General features: G+C 56.6%; 25 protein-coding genes and 1 tRNA gene. 12 read left to right on the top strand and 14 right to left on the bottom strand.

Going from position 1 to position 26626, the window contains the following annotated elements; genetic code table 11:
- Nucleotides 1-237: 237 nt before the first annotated feature.
- Nucleotides 238-312 (bottom strand) — tRNA-Thr (locus tag ACN0VD_RS09545).
- Between the two features lie 131 nt (nt 313-443).
- Between ACN0VD_RS09545 and ACN0VD_RS09540 the strand changes: the two genes are divergently transcribed.
- Complete coding sequence (locus ACN0VD_RS09540) at nt 444-596, top strand: hypothetical protein (RefSeq protein WP_417593708.1); 153 nt, start codon at nt 444-446, stop codon at nt 594-596.
- Here the strand turns inward: ACN0VD_RS09540 and ACN0VD_RS09535 are convergent.
- Complete coding sequence (locus ACN0VD_RS09535; protein WP_417593707.1) at nt 593-1084, bottom strand: acyl-CoA thioesterase; 492 nt, start codon at nt 1082-1084, stop codon at nt 593-595. The genes ACN0VD_RS09540 and ACN0VD_RS09535 overlap by 4 nt on opposite strands.
- Before the next feature lie 56 nt (nt 1085-1140).
- Nucleotides 1141-2922 (bottom strand): aminopeptidase P family protein, encoded by a 1782-nt coding sequence (locus tag ACN0VD_RS09530; protein ID WP_417593717.1) that lies wholly within the window; start codon nt 2920-2922, stop codon nt 1141-1143.
- Nucleotides 2923-3023: 101 nt separating this feature from the next.
- Here ACN0VD_RS09530 and ACN0VD_RS09525 point away from each other — a divergent pair, with 101 nt between their 5' ends.
- Both ACN0VD_RS09525 and ACN0VD_RS09520 read left to right on the top strand, forming a co-directional pair.
- The gene (locus ACN0VD_RS09525) at nt 3024-5090 is read left to right on the top strand and encodes a S9 family peptidase (RefSeq protein ID WP_417593706.1); all 2067 of its coding nucleotides are present in this window, start codon (nt 3024-3026) and stop codon (nt 5088-5090) included.
- The gene (locus ACN0VD_RS09520) at nt 5087-5551 is read left to right on the top strand and encodes an acyl-CoA thioesterase (protein WP_417593705.1); all 465 of its coding nucleotides are present in this window, start codon (nt 5087-5089) and stop codon (nt 5549-5551) included. The genes ACN0VD_RS09525 and ACN0VD_RS09520 overlap by 4 nt, the downstream gene beginning before the upstream one ends.
- On the opposite strand, the gene ACN0VD_RS09515 is transcribed toward ACN0VD_RS09520, so the two are convergent.
- The 3 genes from ACN0VD_RS09515 to hemC are packed head-to-tail and all read right to left on the bottom strand — an operon-like array spanning nt 5506 to nt 8151.
- A complete protein-coding gene (locus ACN0VD_RS09515; RefSeq protein ID WP_417593704.1) occupies nt 5506-6468 on the bottom strand; it encodes a mitofilin family membrane protein in 963 nt (320 codons plus the stop codon). The genes ACN0VD_RS09520 and ACN0VD_RS09515 overlap by 46 nt on opposite strands.
- A 46-nt stretch (nt 6469-6514) precedes the next feature.
- Nucleotides 6515-7189, bottom strand: coding sequence for a uroporphyrinogen-III synthase (locus ACN0VD_RS09510; RefSeq protein ID WP_417593703.1), 675 nt, complete (start codon nt 7187-7189; stop codon nt 6515-6517).
- Nucleotides 7190-7197: 8 nt separating this feature from the next.
- Nucleotides 7198-8151, bottom strand: a complete 954-nt coding sequence (hemC, locus tag ACN0VD_RS09505; protein WP_417593702.1) for a hydroxymethylbilane synthase — start codon at nt 8149-8151, stop codon at nt 7198-7200.
- A 44-nt stretch (nt 8152-8195) separates the two neighbouring features.
- On the opposite strand from hemC, the gene tsaD reads away from it, so the two are divergent.
- The 3 genes from tsaD to ACN0VD_RS09490 all read left to right on the top strand — a co-directional run bounded on the left by tsaD (nt 8196) and on the right by ACN0VD_RS09490 (nt 11825).
- A complete protein-coding gene (gene tsaD / locus ACN0VD_RS09500) occupies nt 8196-9230 on the top strand; it encodes a tRNA (adenosine(37)-N6)-threonylcarbamoyltransferase complex transferase subunit TsaD (protein WP_417593701.1) in 1035 nt (344 codons plus the stop codon).
- Nucleotides 9227-10222 carry an NAD(P)H-dependent glycerol-3-phosphate dehydrogenase gene (locus ACN0VD_RS09495; RefSeq protein ID WP_417593700.1) on the top strand — a complete coding sequence of 332 codons (996 nt, stop codon included), beginning with the start codon at nt 9227-9229 and terminating at the stop codon, nt 10220-10222. The genes tsaD and ACN0VD_RS09495 overlap by 4 nt, the downstream gene beginning before the upstream one ends.
- Before the next feature lie 79 nt (nt 10223-10301).
- Nucleotides 10302-11825, top strand: coding sequence for a lipopolysaccharide biosynthesis protein (locus tag ACN0VD_RS09490; RefSeq protein WP_417593699.1), 1524 nt, complete (start codon nt 10302-10304; stop codon nt 11823-11825).
- On the opposite strand, the gene ACN0VD_RS09485 is transcribed toward ACN0VD_RS09490, so the two are convergent.
- Complete coding sequence (locus ACN0VD_RS09485) at nt 11826-12824, bottom strand: adenosine kinase (protein WP_417593698.1); 999 nt, start codon at nt 12822-12824, stop codon at nt 11826-11828.
- 108 nt (nt 12825-12932) lie between these two features.
- On the opposite strand from ACN0VD_RS09485, the gene ACN0VD_RS09480 reads away from it, so the two are divergent.
- Nucleotides 12933-13622 (top strand): EI24 domain-containing protein, encoded by a 690-nt coding sequence (locus tag ACN0VD_RS09480; RefSeq protein ID WP_417593697.1) that lies wholly within the window; start codon nt 12933-12935, stop codon nt 13620-13622.
- On the top strand, nt 13619-13984 hold the full coding sequence (locus ACN0VD_RS09475; RefSeq protein WP_417593696.1) for a hypothetical protein: 366 nt from the start codon (nt 13619-13621) through the stop codon (nt 13982-13984). Before ACN0VD_RS09480 ends, ACN0VD_RS09475 begins: the two co-directional genes overlap by 4 nt.
- Here the strand turns inward: ACN0VD_RS09475 and queG are convergent.
- On the bottom strand, nt 13970-15025 hold the full coding sequence (gene queG, locus ACN0VD_RS09470) for a tRNA epoxyqueuosine(34) reductase QueG (RefSeq protein WP_417593695.1): 1056 nt from the start codon (nt 15023-15025) through the stop codon (nt 13970-13972). The genes ACN0VD_RS09475 and queG overlap by 15 nt on opposite strands.
- Nucleotides 15026-15069: 44 nt before the next feature.
- On the opposite strand from queG, the gene ACN0VD_RS09465 reads away from it, so the two are divergent.
- The 4 genes from ACN0VD_RS09465 to msrB all read left to right on the top strand — a co-directional run bounded on the left by ACN0VD_RS09465 (nt 15070) and on the right by msrB (nt 19247).
- Nucleotides 15070-16032 carry an ABC transporter ATP-binding protein gene (locus ACN0VD_RS09465; protein WP_417593694.1) on the top strand — a complete coding sequence of 321 codons (963 nt, stop codon included), beginning with the start codon at nt 15070-15072 and terminating at the stop codon, nt 16030-16032.
- Nucleotides 16029-17228: an ABC transporter permease gene (locus tag ACN0VD_RS09460; protein WP_417593693.1), complete on the top strand. Its 1200-nt coding sequence runs from the start codon at nt 16029-16031 to the stop codon at nt 17226-17228. Before ACN0VD_RS09465 ends, ACN0VD_RS09460 begins: the two co-directional genes overlap by 4 nt.
- Nucleotides 17229-17343: 115 nt before the next feature.
- Complete coding sequence (locus ACN0VD_RS09455; protein WP_417593692.1) at nt 17344-18660, top strand: cytochrome P450; 1317 nt, start codon at nt 17344-17346, stop codon at nt 18658-18660.
- An 80-nt stretch (nt 18661-18740) separates the two neighbouring features.
- On the top strand, nt 18741-19247 hold the full coding sequence (gene msrB, locus ACN0VD_RS09450; protein WP_417593691.1) for a peptide-methionine (R)-S-oxide reductase MsrB: 507 nt from the start codon (nt 18741-18743) through the stop codon (nt 19245-19247).
- 12 nt (nt 19248-19259) lie between these two features.
- On the opposite strand, the gene ACN0VD_RS09445 is transcribed toward msrB, so the two are convergent.
- The 6 genes from ACN0VD_RS09445 to ACN0VD_RS09420 all read right to left on the bottom strand — a co-directional run bounded on the left by ACN0VD_RS09445 (nt 19260) and on the right by ACN0VD_RS09420 (nt 26579).
- Nucleotides 19260-19637, bottom strand: a complete 378-nt coding sequence (locus ACN0VD_RS09445) for a VOC family protein (RefSeq protein ID WP_417593690.1) — start codon at nt 19635-19637, stop codon at nt 19260-19262.
- 70 nt (nt 19638-19707) lie between these two features.
- Nucleotides 19708-21465, bottom strand: a complete 1758-nt coding sequence (locus ACN0VD_RS09440; RefSeq protein WP_417593689.1) for a hypothetical protein — start codon at nt 21463-21465, stop codon at nt 19708-19710.
- 4 nt (nt 21466-21469) lie between these two features.
- A complete protein-coding gene (locus tag ACN0VD_RS09435; protein ID WP_417593716.1) occupies nt 21470-22840 on the bottom strand; it encodes a sulfatase-like hydrolase/transferase in 1371 nt (456 codons plus the stop codon).
- Nucleotides 22841-22845: 5 nt separating this feature from the next.
- A complete protein-coding gene (locus tag ACN0VD_RS09430; protein WP_417593688.1) occupies nt 22846-23298 on the bottom strand; it encodes a GtrA family protein in 453 nt (150 codons plus the stop codon).
- A 5-nt stretch (nt 23299-23303) separates the two neighbouring features.
- Entirely contained in the window at nt 23304-24875 is a 1572-nt protein-coding gene (locus ACN0VD_RS09425; protein ID WP_417593715.1) for an NAD(P)/FAD-dependent oxidoreductase, read from the bottom strand.
- Nucleotides 24876-25013: 138 nt separating this feature from the next.
- Nucleotides 25014-26579, bottom strand: coding sequence for an amino acid permease (locus ACN0VD_RS09420; RefSeq protein ID WP_417593687.1), 1566 nt, complete (start codon nt 26577-26579; stop codon nt 25014-25016).
- Nucleotides 26580-26626 lie beyond the last annotated feature (47 nt).

The following is a 26626-nucleotide window of genomic DNA, read 5'->3' as shown; positions in this document are numbered from 1 at the left end:
CAAATCAGGGAAAACTATCCCTGAAAAATGATCTCTACGCCAAATCCATCCATCTGCATCTGGACTCCAATATTTGGGCTATAGAGATAATCCGTGATAACTCAGTATATCCGCGGCTTCCAGAGCGTCTCTGGCACCGCAGCCGTTGCACCAACGGCGCGTAACCCTCGGACATTGCGCGACTATGTTCGGGTATACCACCACATCTAAGTATTTGTTTTTGAAGGATAAAAATGGTGGTGCTGCTAGAGAGAATTGAACTCTCGACCTCGTCATTACCAATGACGCGCTCTACCACTGAGCTACAGCAGCCGGACCATTTATATGCGCTGGTGATCACCACCACACAAGGCGGTTTCTACCGAACCGCGGGCCTAAGACCAAATGGTTACGATCTTGTCAAGCGGAGTTGCGTTTTTCATGAGATAATGCGAATAGGAGCCATGCCAAAACCCCAACCCAAATCGGAAAAATTGCGTAAGGAAAGCGAGAAGGCCGCACGCCTCGCTGAGCAGCTAAGAGCAAATCTGCGCCTCCGCAAGGCACAGGCGAAGCAGATGGTTACCGGCGATGCTGACACCAAATCTCAGCTCTAGGCGCTGGCCGAAGCCCGCTCCGGCTTGATAATTTCAAAATCGCTGACCGCCTCAATGAATTTCGCAGATACCGGCGCAACCTCTTGGGTTGCCGGATCAAACCAGACATAGGTCAGCTTGATAACATTGAGCAGTTCGTCCCCGCGCAGGAGATGCACCAGCAGAGAATAGCTGGTCCGGCCGAAGCGGGTGATCCGCACCGCGATATCGAGCAGATCGTCAGCCTTTGCTGATGCACGATAATCGACATCGGCATGGCGCACCCAGTTGTCGCCGCCAAAATGGCGCGTAAAACTGCCTAGCATGTCGTTTTCGTCCCTCGGCCGGTCTGCCGCAACCAGCGCGCGCATATATTCGGTCATGCCGACATCGGCAAAGGCCAGATAATGGGCGTTGAAGACGATGCCCTGCAAATCGCATTCGGCATAGCGCACGCGCAACGGGGTGATCAGGCGAAAGCCGTCGCGGGGGTTTTTCTGTTCTGTCATGGCGCTGGCTCTTTCCCCAGCATCGCCGGACTGTCAACCGGCTTTGCTGTCAGGCTTCAGAGCGGTGCGGTCTGTGCCTCCAGCCATTCCAGTGCATCGCCATCCAGCTGCGGCGCGATCAGCGCGCGGACCTTGGCATGATAATCATCAACCCACTGGCGCTGGCTTTGCGAGAGCATGTCGACCTCGATCAGCTTGCGCTCGAGCGGCGCGAAAGTCAGCGTCTCGAAACCGAGCATGGTCTGCTCCCCGCCTTCGATCTCCCGCTCCTCGACGAGGAATAGATTCTCGATCCGAATGCCGAATTCGCCAGCCTTGTAATAGCCCGGCTCGTTGGACAGGATCATGCCCGGCTGAAGCGGCTCGCTCAGACCGCCTGCGCCGGATATCCGCTGCGGCCCTTCGTGCACCGAAAGATAGCTGCCGACGCCGTGACCAGTGCCATGGCCATAGTCCACGCCGTCGGCCCAGAGATATTGACGCGCCAATATGTCGAGCTGCCCGCCGGTCGTGCCCTTGGGGAACACCGCCTGATCGAGAGCGATATGGCCCTGCAGCACCTGGGTGTAACGCTTGCGCATTTCCGCGCTCGGCTCGCCAACAGCAACCACGCGAGTGACATCGGTGGTGCCATCGAGATATTGCCCGCCGCTGTCGACCAGGTAGAGGGAGTTCATTTCGATCGGCTGATTGGTTTCCTCGTTCACGCTGTAGTGCGGCAGCGCGCCGTGGTCGCCAGCGGCAGAAATCGTGTTGAAGGAAAGATCCTTGAGTTCCGGATTCTCCTCGCGAAACTTGCGCAGCCGGGCGGCGGCCGACAATTCGTCCAGTCCGCCCTTGGGAGCCTCGTTCGCCATCCAGTGCAGAAATTTGGTCAGCGCCGCACCATCGCGCTTCTGTGCGGCCTTGTGGCCGGCGATCTCGGTTTCATTCTTGATCGCCTTGGCGAGAATGGTCGGATCGCGATCCTTGACGATTTTCGCTCCGGCATTGTCGAGCGCTTCGAAAATGGCGGCAACGGAACGCTCGGGATCAACCGCAACGGTTTTGCCCGCCATGTCCGACAGGGCGTCGGCCAGCTCGTCATAGTCGCGGATCTCGACATGATTGCCAAGATGTTCGCGTACCGCGTCGGTCAACTTCTCCGGCGCGACAAACAGGGTTGCGGTTTCGTCCGCCCGTACAATCGCGTAAGCCAATGGTACCGGGGTGTTGGCAATATCCTTGCCGCGAACGTTGAAGAACCAGGCAACCGAATCCAGCGCCGCGATGACGGTGGCGTCATAGCCCTTGTCACTGAGCCATGTCGCGACATCCGCCCGCTTGTCGCGCGCCGATTTTCCGGCATATTGATCGCTATGGACCGCGAGCTTCTCCGGCGAACGCTGCGGCTGGTCTTCCCAGACCGCGTCGACGGGGTTGTGCTGCACCGCGACCAGTTCAGCGCCCGACTTGGTCAATGCCTTGCTGGCCGTTTCCGCCCATTCGCGGGTATGCAGCCAGCTGTCATAGCCGATTTTTGAGCCCTCTGGCGCATTGGCGGCGAGCCATTCATGCGGCTTCTGGTCCGCGACATTGACATATTCATAGAGTTTGCCGTCGACCTGGTCGCGGACCTGCACGACATAGCGCCCGTCAATAAACATCGCCGCCTTGTCTTTCAGCACGATCGCAGTGCCGGCAGAGCCGCCAAAGCCGGTGAGCCATGCCAGCCGCTGCGCATATTCGCCGACATATTCGCTCATATGCTCGTCACAGATCGGTACGACAAAGCCGTCGAGACCGTCTTTTTGCATTTGTTCCCGCAACGCCTTGAGGCGCGCTTCGTAGGTAGACATCAACATCGCCGAGCAAACTCCTTGAATAAGCTTATAGTGCAACACATAGGAGTTCCGAGCCCCATTCGCCACCTTAATCCGGCCGGAGATATATAGAGAATATGACACAAAAGCTGACTCGTCCGCCATTTGCAGAACAGCGCCCTCACAGCTACGAGCGGCACGGATATGTCATCAATGATCCGTGGCACTGGCTGAAAGATGCGCGATATCCGGTGGTCGAGGACGAAGATGTGCTCGCCTATCTGAAGGCGGAGAATCAGTGGTTCGAACAGAATATGGCGGATCGCAAGTCGCTGACCAAATCCCTGTTCGCCGAGATGAAGGCGCGGATCAAGGAAGATGACAGTTCGGTCCCGCAAAAGGATGGAGACTGGCTCTACTGGAGCAAATTCGAGGAAGGCATGCAATATCGCCAGCATTGGCGCAAAGCGGTTACCGGCGGCGAAGACCAGCTGATGCTGGACGAGAATATACTGGCCGAAGGCAAGGAATATTTCCGTCTTGGCGCGGCGTCGGTCTCTCCCGATGGTCGCCTGCTGGCATATGCCTATGACGACAATGGTTCCGAACGGTTCGAGGCACGGATCAAGGACCTCTCCAGCGGTGAGCTGCTCCCCGATATCATCCCCGGCACATTGTCGAGCCTGGTCTGGTCCGCGGATTCCAAAATGCTGCTCTACGGCCTCGCCAATGAACAGTGGCGCACCGACAATGCCCGGCTGCATGTGCTGGGCACTGATATTGCCGACGATGTCGAGCTATATCACGAAGATGACGAAGGCTTCCGCGTCGGCATCGGTCTCACCCATTCGGAAAAATATATCGTGATCTCGACCGGTGATCATGAAACCAGTGAAGTGCGGCTGCTGCCCACGGACAATCCCTTGGCCGACCCCATTCTGGTGTCGGCGCGGAAGACCGGTCGCGAATATGAGGTCGAGGAACATGATGATACGCTCTATATTCTGACCAATGACGAGCATGTGAATTTCCGGCTGGCGACGGCACCGATCGCCGATCCCGGCAATTGGACGACCCTGATCGCCGGTTCGGACGAATTTTATCTGACCGACATCTCTACCTTCAAGGACTTCTATGTCACCGAGGGCCGCGAAAACGGTCTCGATCAGGTCGAAATCCGGTCCTATGACGACCCCGCCAAGGTCCAGCGCATCGCCTTTCCAGAGGCCAGCTACAGCGCCGGGCTAGACGACAATCCGGAATATGATGTCGACAAGCTGCGCCTCAGCTATGATTCGATGGTCACGCCGGGCACGGTCTTCGATTATCATCTGTCCGACCAGTCCCTCGAAACACTCAAGGTGCAGGAAATCCCGTCCGGCTATGACGCCAGCCAATATGTCACGGAACGGCTGATGATCGAGGTCCGCGACGGCACGATGGTGCCGGTTTCGCTGGTCTATCGCAAGGATACGAAGATCGACGGCAGCGCGCCGCTCCACCTCTATTCCTACGGTGCCTATGGCTATGCCGTACCGCCGAGCTTTTCAACCACACGGCTCAGTCTGGTCGATCGCGGGTTCGTCTACGCCATTGCCCATATTCGCGGCGGCGATGATCTCGGCCGCAACTGGTATCTTGATGGCAAGCTGACCAAGCGAACCAATACCTTCAATGATTTCGTCGACGTTGCCAAAGGCCTGATTGACAAGGGCTATACCAGCAAGGGCAGGATCACTGCCTCGGGCGGATCCGCTGGTGGCGAACTAATGGGCGCGATCGTCAACAGCGACCCCGAACTATGGGGCGCGGTGGTCGCGCATGTACCCTTTGTCGATGTGCTCAACACCATGCAGGATGAAAGCCTGCCCCTGACCCCCGGCGAGTGGCCGGAATGGGGCAATCCGATCACCGACAAGGCGGCGTTCGAGTATATCCGCAGCTATTCGCCTTATGATAATGTGAAAGCGCAGGACTATCCGCCGATGTTGATCACCGGAGGACTCAACGATCCGCGCGTGACCTATTGGGAACCGGCGAAATGGACAGCCAAATTGCGCGCGACCAAAACCGATGACAATATCCTGCTGCTCAAGACCAATATGGGTGCCGGTCATGGCGGAAAGTCGGGTCGCTGGAATGCGCTGGAAGAAACCGCAGAGGAATTCGCCTTCATATTGTGGCAGATGGGAATGGCCGAGTGAGTAGCGGAAGCTCTCATTCTTCCCCAATCGGAAAAGAACCGGGCTTCACGGCTCAACCATCCGACATAGACGAGCTCGGTCATGTCAATAATGCGGTCTGGGTGCGCTGGATTCAGGAACTCGCGACAGCGCATTGGCAAGCGATCGCACCCAAAGACGCGATTGATCGCTATATCTGGGTCGTGACCCGGCACGAGATTGACTATCGCGGCAATGTCGGAGTCGGCACGGCAGTGACCGGTCGGACGTGGATTTCAGAACCGCCCAAAGGCGCACGTTTCTGGCGCAACGTCAATTTCACAGGCCCGGATGGCAAGATCAAGGTCTCAGCGAAAACCAACTGGGCGATAATCGACCGGACCAGCGGACGGCCGGTTCGTGTACCGTCAGAGCTAGCGGACCTGTTCCTGAATAATCAGGGAGCCGGTATTGCTGTCGACGGAGCCAGCGGTGAAGGCTGATCGACCTTTTCCCCTTCGGCAGTACGCAATTGCTGCGGCTCCAGTATCGCTGCGGTTTCGATGACGTCCAGTGCTCGCCGGGCTTCGTTATAGCGGCGTGCCTTTTCCATCCATTGCGAAGCATCCTCATCCTTTTCGATTCCAGTCAGCTTCTCGATTTCTGCAATCGCAGCATCAACATTCCCGGTTTCGACATAGCGTTTCGCCCGCAGGAGGCGCTGTTGCGGCGCAGGAGATGGCGTTCCCTGCTGTCTAATCACGAACAGTTCGGAAAGTTCGCGCTGGAATTGGGTCCAGAAGCCCTGGCCGCTTGAACCTGTCGTCAGCGATGGACCGATTTCATCCAGTCCCGCGGCCAATTCCTCCAGCGTTACCGGCTGGCGCGAGGCGTTGATGATCGTCGTGACCGCCTTGGGCTGCGCATCGCCAAAACGAAGCCGCAATTGGGGATCGATATAGCCAAGCGGTGATCCACGATCCAGCGCACGACGGGCGGCAAAGGCGATCAACAACCCCTCTGCCCTGGCAGCATTGCCCGACGCAGCCTGCGCCTGCACATTGATCCGCGACAAACGGTCTTCCAGATCGGCAACACGCACGGCAAGCGCGCGCTCCCGTTCCGGCGTCAATGCCGGTGCTGGCGGCTCACTCGATTGCGTAGCCGCTGGCAAGACCGTGCCATCTGCATCAATGCGGCTGGCAAGAGCCGTCGCCGGGTCCGTAGTCTTCGCGGCAGTGCTGTCTGCAACCGCAGCGATCTCCGCATCCGACGTGCTGTCAAAGGGATTATAGCGTGACAATATCCATCCGGTGAGAATCGCTCCGCCTATGAACGCCACGACCATCAATATCAGGACATTACGCGTCAGATTGCTCTTGCCAGTTGATGGCGAAAGCCTTTCATAATCCCGGCTCATTACGGCTCCTTTTCTTCAGTCAGGCCGCTGGACGGACCAAATCCTCTCAACACGAACGGCATAGTGCGCTCGCCAAAGACAGTAAAGCGTCGTCGTCCGGATGGTCCGTGCTTTGAACGCTTTTCCATCCCCGCCCGGCCGCTTCAGCCACTTTCGCAGAAAAGGCTAGCACATGATGCGTACTTTTCGACAGCTTCAAACGATCCAATTCGGATAGAATGTGTCGTGCAGCCCGGGCCGAATGCAGCAAGATCACGGTTTCATCAGCGAGACAGGCCTGCGCCTTTCTACCTAGATTCAGCGCCCGGGCCCTGTAAACCGGTGCAATATGGATTTTCCGGTGCTTTGTGATGATCTGTGTATGTTGCTCGCCAGCCAGCCACAAAATATTGCGGCAAGAACCGTCTGCCAACTGGTTCAGAAGATGTTTCGCATCTAAATTTCCGGTTGTCTCCACATCAAAACCTGCTCTTATCGCCGCGTCTGCTGTTTTCTCACCCACCGCCAGCACGGGCAAGGACCGATAGGAACCCAATTGAGCGCCACCAAATTTGATGGCGTTGGCGCTGGTGAGCAGCAGTGCATCAAAATTCCTTGCGTCCGGAGCGGACCATGCAATTGATTCGACGGTGAATAGCGGATCAACAACCACCGGCAACCCCAACGCCTTTGCCCGCTGCTCGGTCTGCAGCGCGCCCTCAAGAGGTCGAAGAATAAGCAACGGCAGACTCATCGGGCAAATACGGCCTTCAGTTCCGCACTGGCCTGCCCCAATAGCTTGTCTGCCAGATTGCCCGGCGCGGAAACATCCCCGGTTTCAAAGCTCGATTGGCCGTCGATCGACTCCGAACCGTCCGGCAACAAGATTTTGGCGCGCAAATGCACAGTCGCACCGTCAATCGTCGCAAGTGCAGCAACCGGGCTGTGACAGTCAGCGGTCAATTGCTTCAGAAACAGGCGCTCGGCAGTAACTGCGCGAAATGTATTCGTCGATGAAATCGCGTGCATCAACCGGCGAACGTGGCTGTCATCGGTACGGACCTCGACTCCGACCGCACCTTGCGCCGGCGCAGGCAGCATGACATCATCGGGAATATTACATCCGACATGTTCCATATCCAACCGCTTCAGCCCTGCTGCGGCGAGCAGGGTCGCATCATATTCACCGTCTGCGATTTTCTGAAGCCTGCGTTGTACATTGCCGCGGATTAGCCGGATATCGAGATCGGGTCTCTGCTGCAAAAGCTGGGCCTTGCGGCGCGGCGATGCGGTACCGACGATAGCATGTTCTGCCAAAGCTTCGATCGACTCCGCTCCGATCAGCCGGTCGTGAACATCGGCGCGCTCCAGCATGGCTGCGATAATGAACGTGTCGGGCCGAATGGTTTCGACATCCTTCATACTGTGCACCGCGCAGTCGATCTCGCCATTGCCAAGCGCGCGATCCAGTTCCTTTGTCCACAGCGCCTTGCCGCCGAGCTCCGCCAGCGGGCGGTCAAGTATCTTGTCGCCACTGGCAATCATCGGCACCAGTTCGACCTGATCCGGTCGCCAGCCGTGGACGGATTGCAGCGCATTGGACACCATCGTCGCTTGCGCCATGGCAAGCGGTGACTGGCGGGTCCCAATGCGCAAGGGCCGATCCAGCCCGGCGAGAATCTCTTTTTTACTGTCTTCACTCATGATAGCGCTTGTCCTAATGGCTTGAGCCCCTAAGTAAAAGCGTCATGAGCCTGATCTTGGGAATTGAATCCAGCTGCGACGAAACAGCAGCCGCGCTAATCACGTCTGATCGCGAGATTCTGGCGCACAAACTGGCCGGTCAGGAAGCGGAACACGCACCCTATGGTGGCGTTGTTCCGGAAATTGCGGCCCGCGCCCATGCAGAGATTGTGACCCCGCTCATCGCAGCCGCCCTGGAAGAAGCTGGAAAATCGCTCGACGATGTCGATGCAATCGCCGCTACTGCCGGCCCCGGCCTGATTGGCGGTGTGATGGTCGGTCTGGTCACCGGCAAGGCTCTGGCCATGGCAGCCGACAAACCGCTGATTGCCGTCAATCATCTCGAAGGGCACGCGCTATCGCCGAGACTGGTCAATCCCGATCTGGCTTTTCCCTACTTGTTGCTATTGGTATCCGGTGGCCATTGCCAGATCTTGCGGGTCGAAGGCGTAGGGCAATACCGGCGACTGGCAACCACAATTGACGATGCAGCCGGTGAGGCCTTTGATAAAGCCGCAAAAATATTGCGCCTTGGCTATCCCGGCGGCCCCCGGGTAGAAGCATTTGCCAAACAGGGCGACCCAAAGGCTGTTCCCCTGCCCCGGCCCTTGATCAAATCAAAGGAACCCCATTTTTCTTTCGCCGGATTGAAAAGCGCCGTGGTGCGCGCCCATCAAAGCGGTGAACACAGACCCGAAGACATAGCCGCTTCCTTTCAGCAGGCAGTGGTTGATTGCCTCCGCGACCGACTGGACAAGGCGATTCGCGATCATGGAAGCTGTGCGCATCTTGTGGTCGCGGGCGGCGTCGCCGCCAACACGCCGATCCGCAATATGTTGGAACAGGTCGCGGACGAGAACGACATGGCCTTTACCGCACCGCCGCACTGGCTGTGTACCGACAATGCCGCAATGATCGCCTGGGCGGGCGCGGAGCGTTTCGCAGCAGGCCTGACGGACCCACTGGATTTCGTCGCGCGGCCGCGTTGGCCACTGGATCCGACGGCCGAAAAAGCGCGCGGAGCAGGGGTGAAAGCATGACCGGGAAAAATGCACAAATCGGCGTTATCGGTGCCGGTGCCTGGGGCACTGCTCTGGCACAGGTTTTGTCCGAAGGCCATGATGAAACATTACTGTGGGCCCGCGAGCCGGAGGTTGTCGACCAGATTAACCAGACCCATGAAAACCAATCTTTTCTCCCAGGCCATCGGCTTCGTGACAATATTCGCGCCACCCAGGATTGGGATAGTATCGCCACTTGCGATGTCCTGCTGCTGGTGACACCGGCACAGCATCTGCGCGCCACCCTCCAGGCACTCCCCGATTCCGATGCAGCACTGATCCTTTGCTGTAAGGGAATCGAGGCACGAAGCCGATTGCTGTTAAGCGAGGTCGCCAAGATCGTGCGGCCGGAGAATGATCTCGCGGTTTTGTCTGGCCCTACCTTTGCCCATGAAGTCGCGCAGGGCCTGCCGACCGCTCTGACCCTGGCCTGTGAAAGCGAAGCCCTATGGGCACGACTCAACCCGCTGATCGCGAAGCCAAGCTTCCGGCCCTATTATTCCGACGATATCGCGGGTGCGGAAATTGGCGGCGCGGTCAAAAACGTCCTCGCCATCGGCTGCGGCGTGGTCGACGGTGCCGGACTAGGACAAAATGCCCGTGCATCACTGATCAGTCGCGGCTTCGCCGAAATGCTCCGTTACGGGGCGGCACGGGGCGCACGGGCAGAAACATTGGCCGGCTTGTGTGGACTGGGAGACCTTGTCCTCACCTGTTCCTCAACCAGTTCTCGCAATTTTTCTCTCGGAAGGGGACTGGGCGAAGGGAAATCTGCTGAAATATTGCTTTCGGACCGGAAGACGGTGGCTGAAGGTGCCTCGACCGCTCCTGTCCTCCAATGGGATGCGGAAGCGCGTAACGTTGACATGCCGATTGTCGATGCTGTCTGCGCTTTGCTGGCCGGCCAAGCCGATATTCATTCTGTAGTCACGCAGCTTATGAAAAGGCCGCTGGTTTCCGAACGCAGATAGACCGGCAAGGCATGATAATGACAAAAACTCGAAAATGCTGTAGACAGCTCGTCCTGGAGTGGGCCAGCCGGAGAGCGATTTGAACAGTCCTGAACCATCAGGCACGGCTGGTACAGCGCCCATCGATGGCGATACGCAAGCTGACAAAGGCGAGGATGATATTGCCGCGCTGGCCAAAGGCGGGCGGACCAATATATTCGGTTTCCTGCTGCGTCTTGCCGCACGTCTACCGTTTTTGTTTATCGCCGGCCGTATCTATGGCGCCGATGCGCTCGGACGTTTTGCCTATGCGATATTGGTCGTCGAATTCGCAGCACAGCTCGCGACTCTTGGCCTGAAACGCGGGCTGGCGGCGCAGCTTAGCAAGACCCAGAGACCTCATGTCCATGTCGTATGGGACGGTCTTCTGGTCAGCTTTCTGGCATCCGCCGTCGCGGCGGCGATCCTCATTGCCTTTCCGTTCATCATGTTTCCGAACAGCGAGATCAACGGACTCGACCGGTTCCTGCCATTGGTCATATTTACGGTCGTCGGAGCAGATATTGCGCTGGCCGCCCTCGCCTATCGTTACGATATTGCCTCAACTGTGCGCGCCCGGTCGATTGTCGAACCATGGACAATCAGTATCGCCGCTTTTCTCTTCTCTTATTATTCGCTGCGCGATGGCTTGATCCTTTCCTATGTCGTGTCGATGATCGCAGCGTTGCTGGCATCACTTTGGCCGCTGTTCAAAAGCTATGGACTGCCACATGGCTGGCGACCGGAACCCCTGAAAATTGCGAAGATCGCCCGACGCAATATACCGCTCGCTGCTGCCGATGCTGCCGAATGGGGATCGCGGCGACTGGACCTTGCCATTCTCGGTCTCTTTGCTTCCCCTGCCATCGTCGGAATATATTATATTGCCCAGCAAGTGGCGAGCCTGCCGCAAAAGCTGAAAACCAGCTTCGATCCCATTCTCGGCCCCGTTATCACTCGCAATCTCGAGGCGGGAAACTTGAAGGCCATTGCAAGTCAGGTGAGCCAGGTCGGTTTCTGGATCATTGCCGCGCAGGTTGGTATCGCTCTGGCGCTGGCCATTCCCGGAGAAGCCGTGATGGGACTGGTTGGCCCCAATTTCGTCGGCGGGACCGGCGCGCTTGCCTTCCTGCTGGCAGCTGAAGCAGTGGCGGCCACTGCCGTGGTCAGCGAATCCGCTTTGGTCTATATCGCACGCCATCGCAATCTATTGATCTCGCTTTCGATGTTGCTTCTCCAGGCAGCACTCAGCGTGGCATTTATCCAGATTTGCGTATATCTTGGCTGGGGTCCACTATATCAGGCTGCGGCTGTCGCAGCGGCGCTTATGGCGGCGCTGGCCTATGCGTCGGTCGTGAAGGCCATCTTCTTGTCGAAACTGCTCAACGCGCCGGTCAACGGCTGGCGCTGGACTTTGCTGATTGCAATCGGCATCGCCAGTGCGGTCGGCTATCTCGCGACCTATCTGCCGGAATGGATGGAATTGATCGTCGGCATTCCGATGATCCTCGGCAGCTATGCCTGGGTCATCTGGAAATGGGGCTTTGGCCCGGAAGACCGGACATTATTCAAAATGAAAAGCTAATCAGCCGAAACGGTTTTGTACCAGTTCCCGCAAATCCGCTTCCGGCCGCGCACCAAAATGCGAGATCACTTCTGCAGCCGCGATCGCGCCGATGGTGAGGCATTCTTCCATCGGACGCTGCTCGATATAGCCGCTGAGAAAGCCGGCCGCAAAAAGGTCACCCGCACCGGTCGTGTCAACAACATGGTCAACTGGCTCGGCGGCAACCGCATAGGTTTTTCCGTCTCGAACGGCGATTGCCCCCCGTTCACTTCGCGTCACGATCAGCGTTTCTACCTTGGCAGCGGTTTCCGCGACGGCAGCGTCAAAATCCTCGGTCTCGTTTAACATCATGATCTCCGCCTCGTTGGCAAACAGGATATCAATCTTGCGGTCCTCAATCAGACCAACGAATTCCGCCCGATGCCGATCGACACAAAATGTGTCAGAAAGGGTGAAGGCGACCTCACGCCCATTTTCCTTGGCGATATCGATGCCAAGCGCCATGGCGGCCTTGGGTTCATCGGCGTCCCACAAATAACCTTCAAGATATAGAATGGAACCGCTGGCGATCAGCTTAGCATCGACCGCCGCCGGTGGCAGAAACTGAGATGCACCAAGAAATGTGTTCATCGTCCGCTGTGCATCGGGCGTGACGAAAATCAGGCAGCGCGCGGTCGGCGGTTCCTTGCCCAGCGGTTTCACGTCAAAATCAATCCCGGTGGCACGGATATCATGCGCAAACACTTCGCCCAACTGATCGTCGGCCACTTGCGCGATCAGTGCGCATTGACGACCCAATGTTGAGGCTCCTGCGAGTGTATTTGCCCCCGAACCACCACTGATTTCCCGCGCCGGACCCATGTCACGGTACAATTCCTTCGCCCGGCGCGCATCAATCAGGGCCATGCTGCCCTTGACCAGTTGCTCTTCATCGAGAAAATTGTCACTCGCCTGAGAGATTACATCAACAATCGCGTTGCCGATGGCGACAATATCATAGCGGGCTTCGGCGGTCATAAAATGTCCTTCTGGGGCAGATTTCTGTCTTGGGGATGCGTTAGGGGTTTGCTCTGATGCCATCAAGCAGAATTGACGGTGGCCACGCAATCGTGACATGAAGCCCGAATGCTTCAGGCTTTTGGACATTCCCTTGCACAACTCTCCGACCGGACCATCTTGGCGATCCTGTTAAAAGTCATTCTCTTCACCCTCCTGCTTTTCGCCCTTTTCGGCGTAGCTGCCTATTTCGGTCTGGTCTGGCTGTTCGCTTGGCTGGGCTGGACGGATGGTGGTTTTGCTGCAGCGGCGACAGCGGCAATCATCGCCATTTTGACCGGATATCTGTTATTCCGGATCGTCGCCATTTTTGTGCTCAACATCTTTTCCGACGACGTTGTGGATGCCGTGGAACGGCGATATTATCCCGACCGGGCGGAAACGGCGAAACCACCGAGCTATGCACTGGGTTTCAAAATGGGTATCGCTTCGGTCGGTCGCGCCTTGGGCTATAATATTATCGCCGCGCCGCTATATGTCGTGCTGTTGGCGACCGGCATAGGGGCTCCGATTGTTTTTTTTGCGGTCAATGCGATTTTACTCGGGCGGGATCTACAAGACATGGTCGCAGCACGACATATTACGGAATTTCAAAAATTTGATACATCGGCGCTACTTTCCAAAATGGAGCGCTTCCTTCTCGGATTAATCACGGCCCTTTTGCTCGCCATACCGTTCGTCAATTTTCTTGCACCGCTATTGGGAGCCGCTATGGCTACCCATCTGGTTCATCGGAAGAAGGAAGAAATATCCGTATGAAAGCCAAATTTCTTATATTGTTCAGCCTGCCTGCGCTGGCTGCCTGTGCCTCGACAACATCTTCACCGCGTTCCAGTCTGCCTGCCGCTCCGGCGTCCCCGCTTCAGTCGGTTGCGGGCCTGGATATTGTCATGGGCAAAACCGCCGGTCAGTTGATTCGTCTGTTTGGAAAGCCGCAACTGGACATATCAGAACCACCCGCACAAAAACTCCAGTTTGCGAGCGGCGCGTGCATATTGGATGCCTATCTCTATCCTTCAAAGAACGATAGTGCCAACCGTGTCACCCATATTGATGCCCGGCGCAGCGATGGCGCGACAGTTGATCGGGTCAGCTGCGTAAATGCTCTACGGTTGCGTTAACGCCAGCTGATCGAGCGCCCATTCAGCGGCTTCACGAACCACTTCGTTATCATCATTCAGAAGCGCTCTAACCGGTGCGATCAGCGCCGTATCGCCGCTATTGCCCGCTGCGATAAGGGCATTGCGTACCATCCTGTCACGGCCGGAGCGCTTGATCGGCGATCCGGAAAATATCTTGCGAAAACTTGCGTCATCGAGCGCCAGCAGATCGGCCAGCGCCGGCGCAGTCAATTCCGCACGTGGCAGAAAAGCTTTGTTTGCTGCGCCAGCCCGGGCAAATTTGTTCCACGGGCAGATGGCCAGACAATCATCACAACCGTAGATATGATTGCCCATGGCCTTACGATACTGGAGCGGAATCGGCCCCTTGTGCTCGATCGTCAGATAGGAAATACAGGCCCGGGCATCGAGCTGATAGGGTGCGGGAAAGGCTCCCGTCGGACAGATGTCCTGGCAAGCGGAACAGCTCCCGCAGCGATCCCTGCCCGGCTCTGACGGCTCCAATTCCAGCGTCGTATATATCGCGCCCAGAAAGAGCCAGCTGCCGTGATCCCGGCTGACGATATTGGTATGCTTGCCCTGCCAGCCGAGGCCAGCGGCTTCCGCGAGCGGTTTTTCCATGACCGGCGCGGTATCGACAAATACCTTTACCTCGCACTCTGCCTGTTCGATCAGCCAGCGGGCCGTCCGCTTGAGCGCGCCTTTCACGACATCATGATAATCCTTGCCTTGGGCATAGACCGAAATGCGGCCATGATCGGAAATTGCCTCCAGCGCAAATGGATCGGTCCCGGGGGCGTAGCTCATTCCCAGCATTATGATTGACCGGACATCGGGCCACAAATGCACTGGATGGGAGCGTTCATCCGCCCGGCTCTCCATCCAGATCATGTCACCGTGACTGCCATCCGCCAGCCATTGTTTCAGCCGCTCCCGGGTTTTTGGTGCCAATACTCCCGGAGCGATGCCAACCGCGGCAAAGCCCTCTTCCTTCGCCTTTATTTCGAGCGTTTTGTCCAATCTTAACTTGTCATCCGGCATAGGCTAACCCTATCAAACACTACTGCCAGATATGAAAGCCGTAAATGCACGCGCCCCATTCCGAATTTGCCATCGAGACTCGCAATATCGTCAAGAGATTTGATGGCGAAGCCGCCGTTGATGGCATTGATCTGACGATTAAAACGGGCAGTATATTCGGGATATTGGGACCGAATGGAGCGGGAAAGACCACGACGTTGCGGATATTGCTCGGGATCATCGACCCCGATGAAGGCGAACGCTTTCTGCTTGGATCACCGGAACCAATTTCCATGGCGCATCAGGTTGGCTATCTCCCCGAAGAGCGCGGTCTTTATCCATCGATGAAAGCATTTGATGCAATTGCGTTCATGGGTGCGTTGCGTGGACTGCCGCTTGCCGAAGGGCGCAAACGGGGCCGGGCGATGATGGAGGCTCATAGCCTTGGCGACGCAGCCGACAAGCAGATCCGCCAGCTATCGAAAGGCATGGCCCAGACGGTGCAGTTGCTCGGCACGCTCGTGCACGACCCCGATCTGATCATTCTTGACGAACCGTTTTCCGGTCTTGATGCCCTCAATCAGGGCAAGCTGGAACGGTTGATCCGGGCGCAGGCCGACAAAGGTGTCACAGTAATTTTTTCAACTCATGTGATTGCTCATGCCGAGCGTCTCTGCGAAGAAATAGCGATTATCGCCGATGGTAAAATTCCGTTCAAAGGCAAGGTGTCGACTGCGCGCGACCGCCTCCGGCCCCAGGTTCATCTAGAAACCCGGAACCTGGATGGTCCGTGGCGAGCGGCGATCCCGATGGATTGTAAGCCACTTGGTCACAACTGGCATTTCACCTTACCCGAAAGTGGCGTCGAGCCCTTGCTCAATGCTCTCGTGGAAGGTGGGGCCGGGATCGAATCGTTGTCAATTGAGCGGCCCGGCCTGCACGACGCCTTTGTCCAGATCGCGGGCGAAGCGGCTGCCCGGAAAATGGAAGCCGATGCCACAAACAACGACGGGGACGAAAGCGCATGATCGAAACCATCCGTGCCGCCTTTGTCATTGCCCGCCGTGATTTTTCGGCAATCATCTTTTCCAAATCCTTCTTCTTCTTTTTGCTGGGACCACTTTTCCCGCTGGGAATCGGGATTGCCGCAGGCGGACTGGGATCGCAGGTTTCCCGGGATATTGACAATGCGGTAATTGGTGTCGCACTGAGTCCGGAAGAGGCGGAAACGCTGCTCGCGACACGCATCCGACTATCTCGGAATCTTGGTTCAAAAACTCTTCCGGAACTGGTGATATTGCGATCCCTTTCGGGACAGGAAGCGGACATTATTGCGAAACTTGATAGCGAAAAATCACTTAACGCTATCCTGTCCGGCTCATTGGCCAAACCCGTGCTGACCGGTTCCGAAGGAGACGTGAACAAGTGGCGAGGAAAAATTACGCTGCTCGCGGAGACCGCTCTGTCGCAGCCCGTCGAGGTGGAAATTGAAACAAGATTTGTCAGGCAAACCGGTAGCTCCAGCGAGCGCGGCCAGTTGCTGACGGCACAGGCCGGCCAGGCAATTCTGATTCTGCTGACGATGATTCTCGCCGGCATGGTACTGTCTAACCTGGTCGAGGAAAAGACCAACAAGATCATCGAAATTCTTGCTGCCGCGATCCCGATGGACTCGATATTTCTCGGCAAACTGTTCGCAATGTTGGGCATGGCCCTTGTCGGGATAGCCGTGTGGAGCACGATGGGACTTTCCGTCGCCTTGGCGTTTGGCGGCAATTGGGGCGCCCTGCCCGTGCCCGCAGTTGGCTGGCCGTTGTTCATCATTTTGATGATCCTCTATTTCTCGATGGCCTATCTGCTTCTCGGCTCGCTATTTCTCGGCATCGGGGCGATGGCAACGACGGTGCGCGAAGTGCAGACCCTGTCGATGCCAGTGACCATGGGGCAATTGCTGGTCTTCTTTCTTGCCTATTCCTCGATCACCAAATTGGGTGAGCCGGTCGAATGGTTTGCGGCGCTCTTCCCGTTCAGCTCTCCATTCGCGATGATCGCACGAGCCGCGCAGATGGACAATCTCTGGCAGCATGGCCTCGCGCTGATCTGGCAGGGTCTGTTCACGATGGTCATCATCCGTTTCTCGGTGATGCTCTTCCGGCGCAACGTGATGAAGTCCGGCCAGGCTGCGCGCAAAAAGAGCCTTTTTGCCCGAGTGGCCGGCAAATAATCTATGAATTCGCGATATTTGCCGATTAGTCATTGACATTATTGTTAATAGGGGCAGATTGAACGCGTTTTGAAACGCAACCGATTGCCGAAACTGGCAACGGCAGGAGAGACTTATGGCATCCGTTCCCCAAATCGACCTCGATAACCTGACCACCTCGCCCACCGCCGATGAGGCGCTTGAAGCATGGTATAAGCGCAATCCTCCTGTCGCCGATCAGGATCCCAACCCGTGGGACGTCAGCCGCGCCGAACTTTATAGCAAGGACCTGTGGCGAAAACCATTTGCTGAGATGCGTGAGCAGGCCCCGATCAACAAGGTAGAGGGCGGCGTCCACGGCGATTTCTGGAATATCACCACCTATAAGCCAATCCAGCATGTCGAGGCCCTGCCCGACATCTACTCGTCCGATGTCTCGCAAGGTGGCATCACCATTGCGGAACCGGATTTTGACGATTCTGATTTTCAGCTGCCGATGTTTATCGCAATGGATCGGCCGAAACACACGGGACAGCGCCGCACCGTCGCCCCGGCCTTCACCCCGACCGAAATGCAGCGCATGGAAGCGGAAATCCGGCACCGTACGGCGGAGGTTCTCGACAGCCTTCCATGGGACGAGAAGTTCGACTGGGTTGACAAGGTTTCGATCGAACTGACCACCGGCATGCTTGCGATCCTCTTCGGCTTCCCGTGGGAAGATCGCCGACTGCTGACATTCTGGTCAGACTGGGCCGGCGACATCGAATTGTCGGTTGCCAAGGATTTGACGGAACAACGGCAGCAGGTGCTCTATGAAATGGGCGCCTATTTCACCAAACTCTGGAACGAGCGCCTGAATGCGGAGCCGACACCTGATCTGATATCGATGATGATCCATTCGGAACATATGCGCGACATGGACCATATGGAATTCATGGGCAATCTGGTGCTGTTGATCGTCGGCGGCAACGACACCACCCGCAACACCATGTCGGGCGTTGCCTTTGGACTGAGCCAGTTCCCCGAAGAGCGGGAAAAACTGCAGCAGAACCCCGATTTGATTCCCAATGCGGTACAGGAGATAATCCGCTGGCAGACTCCGCTCGCCCATATGCGACGCACCGCGCTGGAAGATCACGACCTGTTCGGACATCAGATCAAAAAGGGCGACAAGGTCGTATTGTGGTATATTTCCGCCAACCGCGATGAAGAAGTTTTCCCGGAGGCCGACAAGATCATTGTCGATCGCGAAAATGCGCGACGGCATCTTGCCTTCGGCTATGGTATCCACCGCTGTGTCGGTGCCCGCCTCGCCGAACTGCAAGTCCGTATCTTGCTCGAAGAAATGCACAAGCGCCGCATGCAGGTTAATCCGACCGGCAAGCATCGTCGTGTCCACGCCAGTTTCGTTCACGGGTTCCGCGAACTGGAAGTCGAGCTTTCGAAATATTGATCAGTTCCCATTCAGACATGAACCTGTAACCAATTCCCGTTCTGCTTCGAATGATTCAGGCAGGACGGAAAGGATTGCAGATGAAATCGATTGATCGGCGCACTGTCATATCCGGATCCCTTGTGGCTGCTGGAACTTATGGGGCGATCAGCCTTTCGGGCTTTTTTGACGATGCAAAAGCGCGATCTGGCGGGCCGTTCAAAATTAATCGGACACCCAAGGAATGGAAACAACGCCTGGGTGCAGCGCGTTATCGAATTTTGCGTCTGGCAGGCACCGAACGCGCCTTTTCCAGCCCGCTGAACAAAGAGAAACGCAAAGGCGTATATGCGTGTGCCGGTTGCAATCTCGTACTATACAAATCCGCTATGAAATATGAAAGCGGCACCGGCTGGCCCAGCTTTTGGGCTCCAATCGCAAAAGACCGGATTGGCACCACGACAGACTATAAGATCGGCTATGCCCGTACAGAAGTGCATTGCGCGCGTTGCGGCGGGCATCTCGGGCATATTTTCAATGATGGTCCAAAGCCGACGGGCAAACGGCATTGCCTCAACGGGCTCGCATTGAAATTCATTCCCGGCTAGATTTCAGGGGAATCAGCTTTCTGGTGCGTCGACCTGCTGCCAGAATTCCAGTTTGATTCCGTCACAATCGAGAATCCAGGCAAATTTGCCATATCCTTCGTCTACATGCCCCAATATCTCGAGACCCTTGTTTTTGAGTTGCTCGACATAGGCATCCAGATCATCCACCCGCAGGTTAATCATGAATTTTGCCTCGCTGGGTTTCAGATAGTCACTGTCTTCGGGAAAATGGCTGATAAGACTGTAAGGCTTTTCGCTTTTCTCTTCCGACCAGTTGAGCATCGGACCATATTCCCCATCCAGATCCAGATAGTCTTTATACCATTGTCGTGTCGCTGCTGGGTCCTTCACCATATGGAAAACCCCGCCTAGCCCAGTAACCCTTGCCATTTTTCTCTCCATGGTTCCCGTTTTTCTGCGGCAATTTAATGGAACACACTATAGTTTAGATAGTGTTACGCTATTTTCGTCCTGCCACTCTCCAAATTGTTAGGGGGTTATCCCGCATATGGACGGGTTGCAGCCAGTCCGGTTTCTTCCCCTTGACCAGTTGTGCCCACAGACCTTTCGGATGTTTTTTCGCGTAGAATTCCAGTTCGACTTCGTCATCACAGACAACAATGTAGCGAATATCATGTGCTTCCAATATCTCACGGGCCACGTCCGGTGCGGAGATAAATATCCGTATCTGATCTGCCATTGCCTTGTCATTGCGGTGATGACTGGTTGCGAGCACGCCATGCGGAGTCATCAACAATATTCGCGGCCCAAAATCAAAAGGGGCCAGAATATTCGACCTGGGCAGACTGTTGAGCTGCGCAAACGAAGCATTGTCTTCGCAAATAGCGGTTTTGCTATTTGTTTCTTCTTGTCGATCATTTCCAGAAATGCCGTTGAAAAGTGCGATGGCAAGGGGTCCCGGCATGATCAGGAAAACAACGGCCGCAGTGGCAAAGATACGCGTGACCGGACGCTTGATGCGACGAGCCCCCATAAAGGCCTGATGCACGGCCCAGGCCATGAATGGCAAAGCAAAGGCCGCCGCGACTGCCGTTGCCCGCTGAACAAACAGGGACAGCAGCAACGCCCATAGGAACGCGTAGCCAAGAATGAACAACCTGTTGCGGTCAAATTCGCCGGTTTGCGAGCGCATCATGTAAAGCAGACTGACCAGACCGACGAGGATCGCACCACCGAGCAAGGTAACCATCGTCTTCCCGTTCTGATACCAGATTGGCAGACCTTCAAGAATGTTGACCAGCCAGTAATCACGAACCAGTGGATCCATGGTGTTGAACGCACCACCAACGCATTGCGGCGCAAAGGAATAGAGAACGGCCAGCGCGGCCGCGCCGGCCAGTGAGAGAGCGACGATACGAAGCGGAATATTGGACGGCAGATATTTGATTGCGGGCAATATGACCGCGCCGCCAGCCGCGCAGGCCAATAGATGTGCCGGAGAAATCGCATCACAATAATTGGTCGCGATGTCAAAATCACCCTGAGTGGCAAAATAGAAGGTGAAGCTCGATATCAGGAAGGACAATAGTGCCCAGAAGAGCCGGACGCCTTCTTCGGTCTTGAAAACCCAGCGCACCGTGAGCAGCACAATCAACGCAACTGATAGCGGCAGGCCTTCCAGCGATATAGACAGCCACAGCGCGAGAGCCGCCCCCAATGCAAGACCGCCCTTGCGTTTGTCAGGCCAGAACATCGTCCACAGTGCGGCCAGCGCGAGAACAATCTGCCAGCCATGGTGATCCACCCGCATCGGCCGGATTTGCGCGACAATCGGCACAGCGGTTGCCATTAGTGCGGCTGCCAGAATGGCGATTTTGCGATCAAAAACCTGTTCGGCGATTTTGGCAACCAGCCACATGGCAACGCCCAGGGTGAGCAGCGGTACGATTACCATCGCCGCGATTTCGGCCCCCGCCGCACCGATCAACGGTTTGAATAGCAGGAATATCAGCGCAAGTGGTAACTCGATCCAGCGCGGCCAGTGCATCGGCTGACCGTCGGGCTCGCCGATGCGATATTGTGTGGTGTCAAACCAACTCTGGCCGCCCAGCCAGTCCCGCAATTGCACCATGCGGAGCTGATCGTCCGGATCCCAGCCAATTCCGCTCATAATCTGGTCACGGGTGACCAGAATAAGCACTGCGGAGACCGCGAGCCAGATCAATAATATTGGCAGATTGCCGCGCAAGCGTTCCAAAACTTTACCCCTCGGGCTGTGAGCCTTTGGCTTTCAGATAAAGCCATGGAACCCTCTCCGGGTCAAATTGCGAACGATGATGGCGATCAAAAAATGGTGGCATATGATCGCCAACCAGCAATATGTCCGCTTCCGGAAAATCGCTTGCCGTTATTTCCGCAATCAGCGCCTTGTCTATATCGTCGAAGATCGCGAACTGGCGACAGATCATCGGATAATCACGAGCCAGTTCAACCGACACTTTTTCACAATTCTCGGAGTGGAGATTCTGCTCGGTAGGAACCGGCAAATGGGTGTTCAGGGTCAGCCAATATTGAAAGGTGGGCTGTTTCGCCCGCTTCAGGTTTTCCGCCAGCATCTTCGGCACTTGCCGGTCGCAAGCGCCTGCAAAAACGCCGCCGCACCATTCCGCCCCGCGTTTTTCCAGATCGGCTGCAAATTCGCGCTTTTGAAAGCCGATTTTGGGATACCAGTCTTCCCGCTTGAAAAAGGGACCTTTGAAACTGTGCATCGCCTGTGTCGCATAGCCTTTTCCGGCAAGCTGCGCGGGCAGGCAATTCAATGTCTTCGGATCGTCGGTTTCAAGCAATTCATAATAATCGCCCCAGCGCCCGCACAATTCGCGCATCTCGCCCGACGTGGTGCTGTTATAATAGAGGCTGGTTCCCGTGCTGACATCGTAGCGCGCCTTGACCGCGCTGCTGTTGTAATAGGCAAACAGCTTGTCTGACATCGCCTTGTTATTCCTGGGAACGCCGAGTGATTCAACGATGATCAAAACCAGATGGCGCTTGCCATCGGCGCGCGTGGCAAAGCCGGATTTGGAAACCGCAGATTCAAAAACCGCTCCAGTAGGTGCCGGCCGGAAATAATGACCCCGCATTCCCTCGCCGACAGCGGCATCCGCTCCGACAAGCCCGAAGATCAGGACGCCACCGAGCAGGATATGAAACGGTTTGGAGAAATTGGTGTCGCGCTTGAGCAGGAACCAGCTACCGATCAATATGCCGACGATGACCACCCCCGCAGCGATATATTCGATCGAATTGCTGGGCTTGATCTCGGCGAAAAACTGTAGCGAATACAATAATGAGTCCAATGTCAAACTGAACAGGCCAGAGACAAACGAAAGCAGGGAATAGACCATCACCCCGACGAACGCGATCCACTGCACCGCTCGTGGCAGGCGTTTGACAATCAGGCCGACGAGCCCCGCTAGCGCAATCGGTATCGCACGTGGTGGCGCGCCAACCATCCACATTGCCATGAACGGAATGTTTGCGAGCACCACCCAGACGAGCGCCCAGTTCAAAAATATCTTGAAATCGGGGCTGAGACCGTGCCGTTTTGCAGGAGCTTCAAGGACCGTTTCCATATAGCTCACCGGAACACCCCATATTTGCGCGTGAGATAGACAGCGAAAAAACTCACAAAAACGGCCGCTCCCTTGGCCACTACCGGCAGCACACCGGCACTGGTAAGTCCGCTGACCATACTAACGGTAATGCCGAGGCCGAGCACTGCGGTGCCAATGAAACCGAGCCGCTGCAAATGCAGCGCCGCGCCATCCCGCGCCTTTCCGGGAAAGACGAAGCTTGATGAAATCAGCCAGTGCACGACAATCCCGGCGCTGTAGCCGGCGGCCGATGCCCAACCCGGATCGACCAGAAAAGCGACCAATACCATGAACAGGGACACGTCGAAGGCCAGGCTGACGACACTCGCCAGCAGATAACGGGTGAGCGAGAAACGGTTGAGAAGCGCCAGCGGAGCAGGCAAACCGCCCATCCAGCCACCGATGACTGACCGTCTGTCTGCGCCGCTCCGTTCCATCCTGATTACGCCGCTTTTGACGACTTGGTTGCAGGCGCGGTTTCATCGACCCGCGTCGGCACGTCGCGCATGCTTTCGAGAGCGGCGGCACGGTCTTCGCTGATTTCTTCGGTGACCGCCTTTTGCGCGCCTTCGTCGCCCGCTTCATGATATTCGGCGTCTTCGTTGACGTTCCAGACATTCCACTTGCGGGTGCCGGCCTCGATATTCTCCACCGTCAGCATCGCGGTCATCATCGCGTGATCCTGGTTGTTGTAGCGGTGCATGCCATTGCGACCGATCATGTGCAGCGTCGGGAAGCGACTTTCGAGATCATCGCGCATGGTGGCAACATTCTCTTCATAGCTGTCATCATAGACCGGATAGGCTTTTTCCTGACGGACAACCGCGCCGCCGACGACATCTTCGGGTTTGCACAGGCCGAGGATCGCCATTTCCTTCTTGGCCAGCTCGATCAGATCCTCGTCAGACGAGGACCAGAGGCCGTCATTTTCAAAACAGAAATATTCCAGGCCAACACAGGCGATATTCTCGTCCGGCACCATTTCGGGTGACCAGCTGCGGAAATTCTGCACGCGGCCCACCTGAACGCGGTCATCGTGGATATAGATCCAGTTGTCGGGGAACAGATCGTCGGATTTGACCTTGATCGCAACGGTCAGAAAATCGCGATAGTTGAGATCCTGTGCTTCCGGCAATGACTGCGGCAGCGGATGGATACGGGTGGCAAGCTCGCGCATCGGCGCGCTCGAAATCACATGTTTTGCATTGATGATGGTTTCGCCCTCAGCGCTCGTCGCGCTCACCCGCCAGTTGCCTTCGGCATCCTGGGCGAGCTGTTTCAGGCTATGGCCCATCAGCACTTCATTGCCCTTGGCCTCGACATGGGCCTTGGCGGCATCCCACATCATGCCGGGGCCGAGACGGGGATAGCGGAAGGTTTCGAGCAGGGTTTTGACTTCCTGTCCGTCATTCGGTTTCTTGTTGAGGCCAAGCGAGCGCTTCAGGCCATCGGTCACCGCGTTCCAGAGGCTCAGGCCCTTGATACGCTGCGCTGCCCAGTCCGCCGACATTTCGTCGCACGGCATGCCCCAGACCTTCTCGGTATAGGTCTTGAAGAAAATCGAATAGAGCTTGTAGCCGAACTGGTTCACCGTCCAGTCTTCAAAACTCTTCACATTCTTGTTCGGGAAGATTTTTGCCTTGGCATAGCTGAGCATACAAAGTGTGGAACGCCAGATGCCGAGGTTCCACAGGGCTTCGAACGCCCGCAAAGGATAGCTGTAGAATTTGCCTTCATAATAGATTCGGCTCATTCGCGGACGCTGGATGAAGTCGTCGGGCAGGATTTCATTCCACAGGTCGACCACTTCCTGGCTTTTGGAAAAGAAACGGTGCCCGCCAATATCAAAGCGGAAGCCTTCATGCTCCACCGTCCGGCTGATCCCGCCGACATATTTCGGGTCTTTCTCGATAACCGTGACCGAAAAGCCCTTTTTGCTGAGCAAATAGGCGGCGGTCAGACCGGCTGGCCCGGCGCCGATGATTGCGACATCTACCGGAGAATCTTCGGGCATTCTCTGTCTGGTCATAAAGTCCGTTCCCTGTTCATGGTGCGCGCATAGTCGCGCGGTTCATGTTTCAGAAACCGGAGTGAACGAAATTGGTTAGCAGATAGTTAATGGCGGCCCGAAATTTACAGCCGCAAAAGCAGCTTATTGGTCGCTGATCGGCGGAACAGGCTGGGGCGGCGCATCTGCGTCCGATTCGTGGACTTCGATATGGCCGCGCCCGACATGGCTCTTCCTGTAGCCATAAGCGAAATAGAGCAGCAGCCCGATCCCGCCCCAGATCGGCAATACCAGCTTGGCGTCCAGCGGCAGATTGTAGAAAAGCCCGAGACAACCGATAATCGCCAGCGGCGCGACGATCCAGACCAGCGGCGTGCGGAACGGGCGGTGCCTGTCGGGATCGGTACGGCGCAGGATTAGCACCGCCACCGCGACCATCAGAAAGGCGAACAAGGTCCCCGAATTCGAGATATCGGCGAGCTGCCCCACCGGCAGAAACGCGGCGAATACAGATACCGCGACACCGGTAATCGCGGTGACGATATGCGGCGTTTTCCATTTCGGATGAATAGTGGCGAGCTTTTCCGGTAACAGCCCATCGCGCGCCATCACGAAGAAAATCCGGGTCTGGCCGAACAGCATGATCAGGATGACCGATGGTAACGCCAGAAAGGCGGCTAGTCCGATAAGATTGCCGAAGGCCGGATAGCCGATGTTCCGCAGGACAAAGGCCAGCGCCTCGTGACTGCACACCAGAGGTTCGTGGCCCGCCGTCAGCAAAGCCTGACATTGAGCGGCAAAGGCGGTGCTGCCGGGCGCCAGCACATTCCCCGCTGTGTCGACAATCGGCTGCGCCCCGACGGTGCCAATCGCACCTGCTGCCACCAGGAGATAGAAAACGGTACAGATGGCCAGACTGCCGATCAGCCCGATCGGCACGTTGCGTTGCGGGTTCTTGGTCTCCTCCGCTGCGGTCGACACCGCGTCAAAGCCGACATAGGCGAAGAATATCGAGGCCGCTGCGCCGACCGCGCCGAAACCGCGGCTTTCGCCAAACCAGCCGTTGGGCATGAACGGATCGAAATTCTGTCCCTGCATCATCGGCACGGTGAGCACGATGAACATGGTCAGAGCCGTGACCTTGATCGCCACCAGCACGGCATTGACCTTGGCGCTCTCGCTGGTGCCGATCATCAGCAGAAAAGTGACCAGCAAGGCGATCATCAGCGCCGGCAGATTGATCAGCCCGCCCGGCGCGTAACTGCCAATCGTCAACGCCGTGGGCAAATGGATCCCGGCATTGGCCAAAAGCCCGACAAAATAGCCGGACCAGCCGACCGAAACCGCGCTCGCCGCCACCGCATATTCGAGGATCAGCGCCCAGCCGACCATCCACGCGAGCAGCTCGCCCATCACCGCATAAGTATAGGTATAAGCCGAGCCCGAGACCGGCACCATCGAGGCCAGTTCGGAATAGCAAAGCGCGGCAACGGCGCAGACCAGTCCGGCAATCACGAAGCTCCACATCATCCCCGGCCCGGCCTTCTGCGCCGCTTCCGATGTCAGCACGAAAATGCCGGTGCCGATGATCGCACCCACTCCCAGCAGGGTGAGCTGAACCGGGCCGAGAGAGCGGGTGAGCGCCTTTTTCTCTGCTGTTTCCAATATTGCGTCGAGGGGTTTGATACGTCCGAAAAGATTGAAAGCCATGCAGCAATCCTATCCCGAAAAACTGCGCTTGGATTACGCCGATTTAC

It is taken from the genome of Parasphingorhabdus sp. (assembly GCF_048267785.1).
Classification (GTDB): domain Bacteria; phylum Pseudomonadota; class Alphaproteobacteria; order Sphingomonadales; family Sphingomonadaceae; genus Parasphingorhabdus.
The sequence above is the reverse complement of the archived record's forward strand: the minus strand, read 5'-3'. Positions and strand labels throughout refer to the sequence as shown.

Coding starts and splice junctions, on each gene's coding strand:
- ACN0VD_RS09540 (WP_417593708.1), top strand. CDS start 444: ATGCCAAAACCCCAACCCAAATCGGAAAAATTGCGTAAGGAAAGCGAG.
- ACN0VD_RS09535 (WP_417593707.1), bottom strand. CDS start 1,084: ATGACAGAACAGAAAAACCCCCGCGACGGCTTTCGCCTGATCACCCCG.
- ACN0VD_RS09530 (WP_417593717.1), bottom strand. CDS start 2,922: ATGTCTACCTACGAAGCGCGCCTCAAGGCGTTGCGGGAACAAATGCAA.
- ACN0VD_RS09525 (WP_417593706.1), top strand. CDS start 3,024: ATGACACAAAAGCTGACTCGTCCGCCATTTGCAGAACAGCGCCCTCAC.
- ACN0VD_RS09515 (WP_417593704.1), bottom strand. CDS start 6,468: ATGAGCCGGGATTATGAAAGGCTTTCGCCATCAACTGGCAAGAGCAAT.
- hemC (WP_417593702.1), bottom strand. CDS start 8,151: ATGAGTGAAGACAGTAAAAAAGAGATTCTCGCCGGGCTGGATCGGCCC.
- tsaD (WP_417593701.1), top strand. CDS start 8,196: ATGAGCCTGATCTTGGGAATTGAATCCAGCTGCGACGAAACAGCAGCC.
- ACN0VD_RS09495 (WP_417593700.1), top strand. CDS start 9,227: ATGACCGGGAAAAATGCACAAATCGGCGTTATCGGTGCCGGTGCCTGG.
- ACN0VD_RS09485 (WP_417593698.1), bottom strand. CDS start 12,824: ATGACCGCCGAAGCCCGCTATGATATTGTCGCCATCGGCAACGCGATT.
- ACN0VD_RS09480 (WP_417593697.1), top strand. CDS start 12,933: ATGCTTCAGGCTTTTGGACATTCCCTTGCACAACTCTCCGACCGGACC.
- ACN0VD_RS09475 (WP_417593696.1), top strand. CDS start 13,619: ATGAAAGCCAAATTTCTTATATTGTTCAGCCTGCCTGCGCTGGCTGCC.
- queG (WP_417593695.1), bottom strand. CDS start 15,025: ATGCCGGATGACAAGTTAAGATTGGACAAAACGCTCGAAATAAAGGCG.
- ACN0VD_RS09465 (WP_417593694.1), top strand. CDS start 15,070: ATGCACGCGCCCCATTCCGAATTTGCCATCGAGACTCGCAATATCGTC.
- ACN0VD_RS09460 (WP_417593693.1), top strand. CDS start 16,029: ATGATCGAAACCATCCGTGCCGCCTTTGTCATTGCCCGCCGTGATTTT.
- ACN0VD_RS09455 (WP_417593692.1), top strand. CDS start 17,344: ATGGCATCCGTTCCCCAAATCGACCTCGATAACCTGACCACCTCGCCC.
- msrB (WP_417593691.1), top strand. CDS start 18,741: ATGAAATCGATTGATCGGCGCACTGTCATATCCGGATCCCTTGTGGCT.
- ACN0VD_RS09445 (WP_417593690.1), bottom strand. CDS start 19,637: ATGGCAAGGGTTACTGGGCTAGGCGGGGTTTTCCATATGGTGAAGGAC.
- ACN0VD_RS09435 (WP_417593716.1), bottom strand. CDS start 22,840: ATGGAAACGGTCCTTGAAGCTCCTGCAAAACGGCACGGTCTCAGCCCC.
- ACN0VD_RS09430 (WP_417593688.1), bottom strand. CDS start 23,298: ATGGAACGGAGCGGCGCAGACAGACGGTCAGTCATCGGTGGCTGGATG.
- ACN0VD_RS09425 (WP_417593715.1), bottom strand. CDS start 24,875: ATGCCCGAAGATTCTCCGGTAGATGTCGCAATCATCGGCGCCGGGCCA.
- ACN0VD_RS09420 (WP_417593687.1), bottom strand. CDS start 26,579: ATGGCTTTCAATCTTTTCGGACGTATCAAACCCCTCGACGCAATATTG.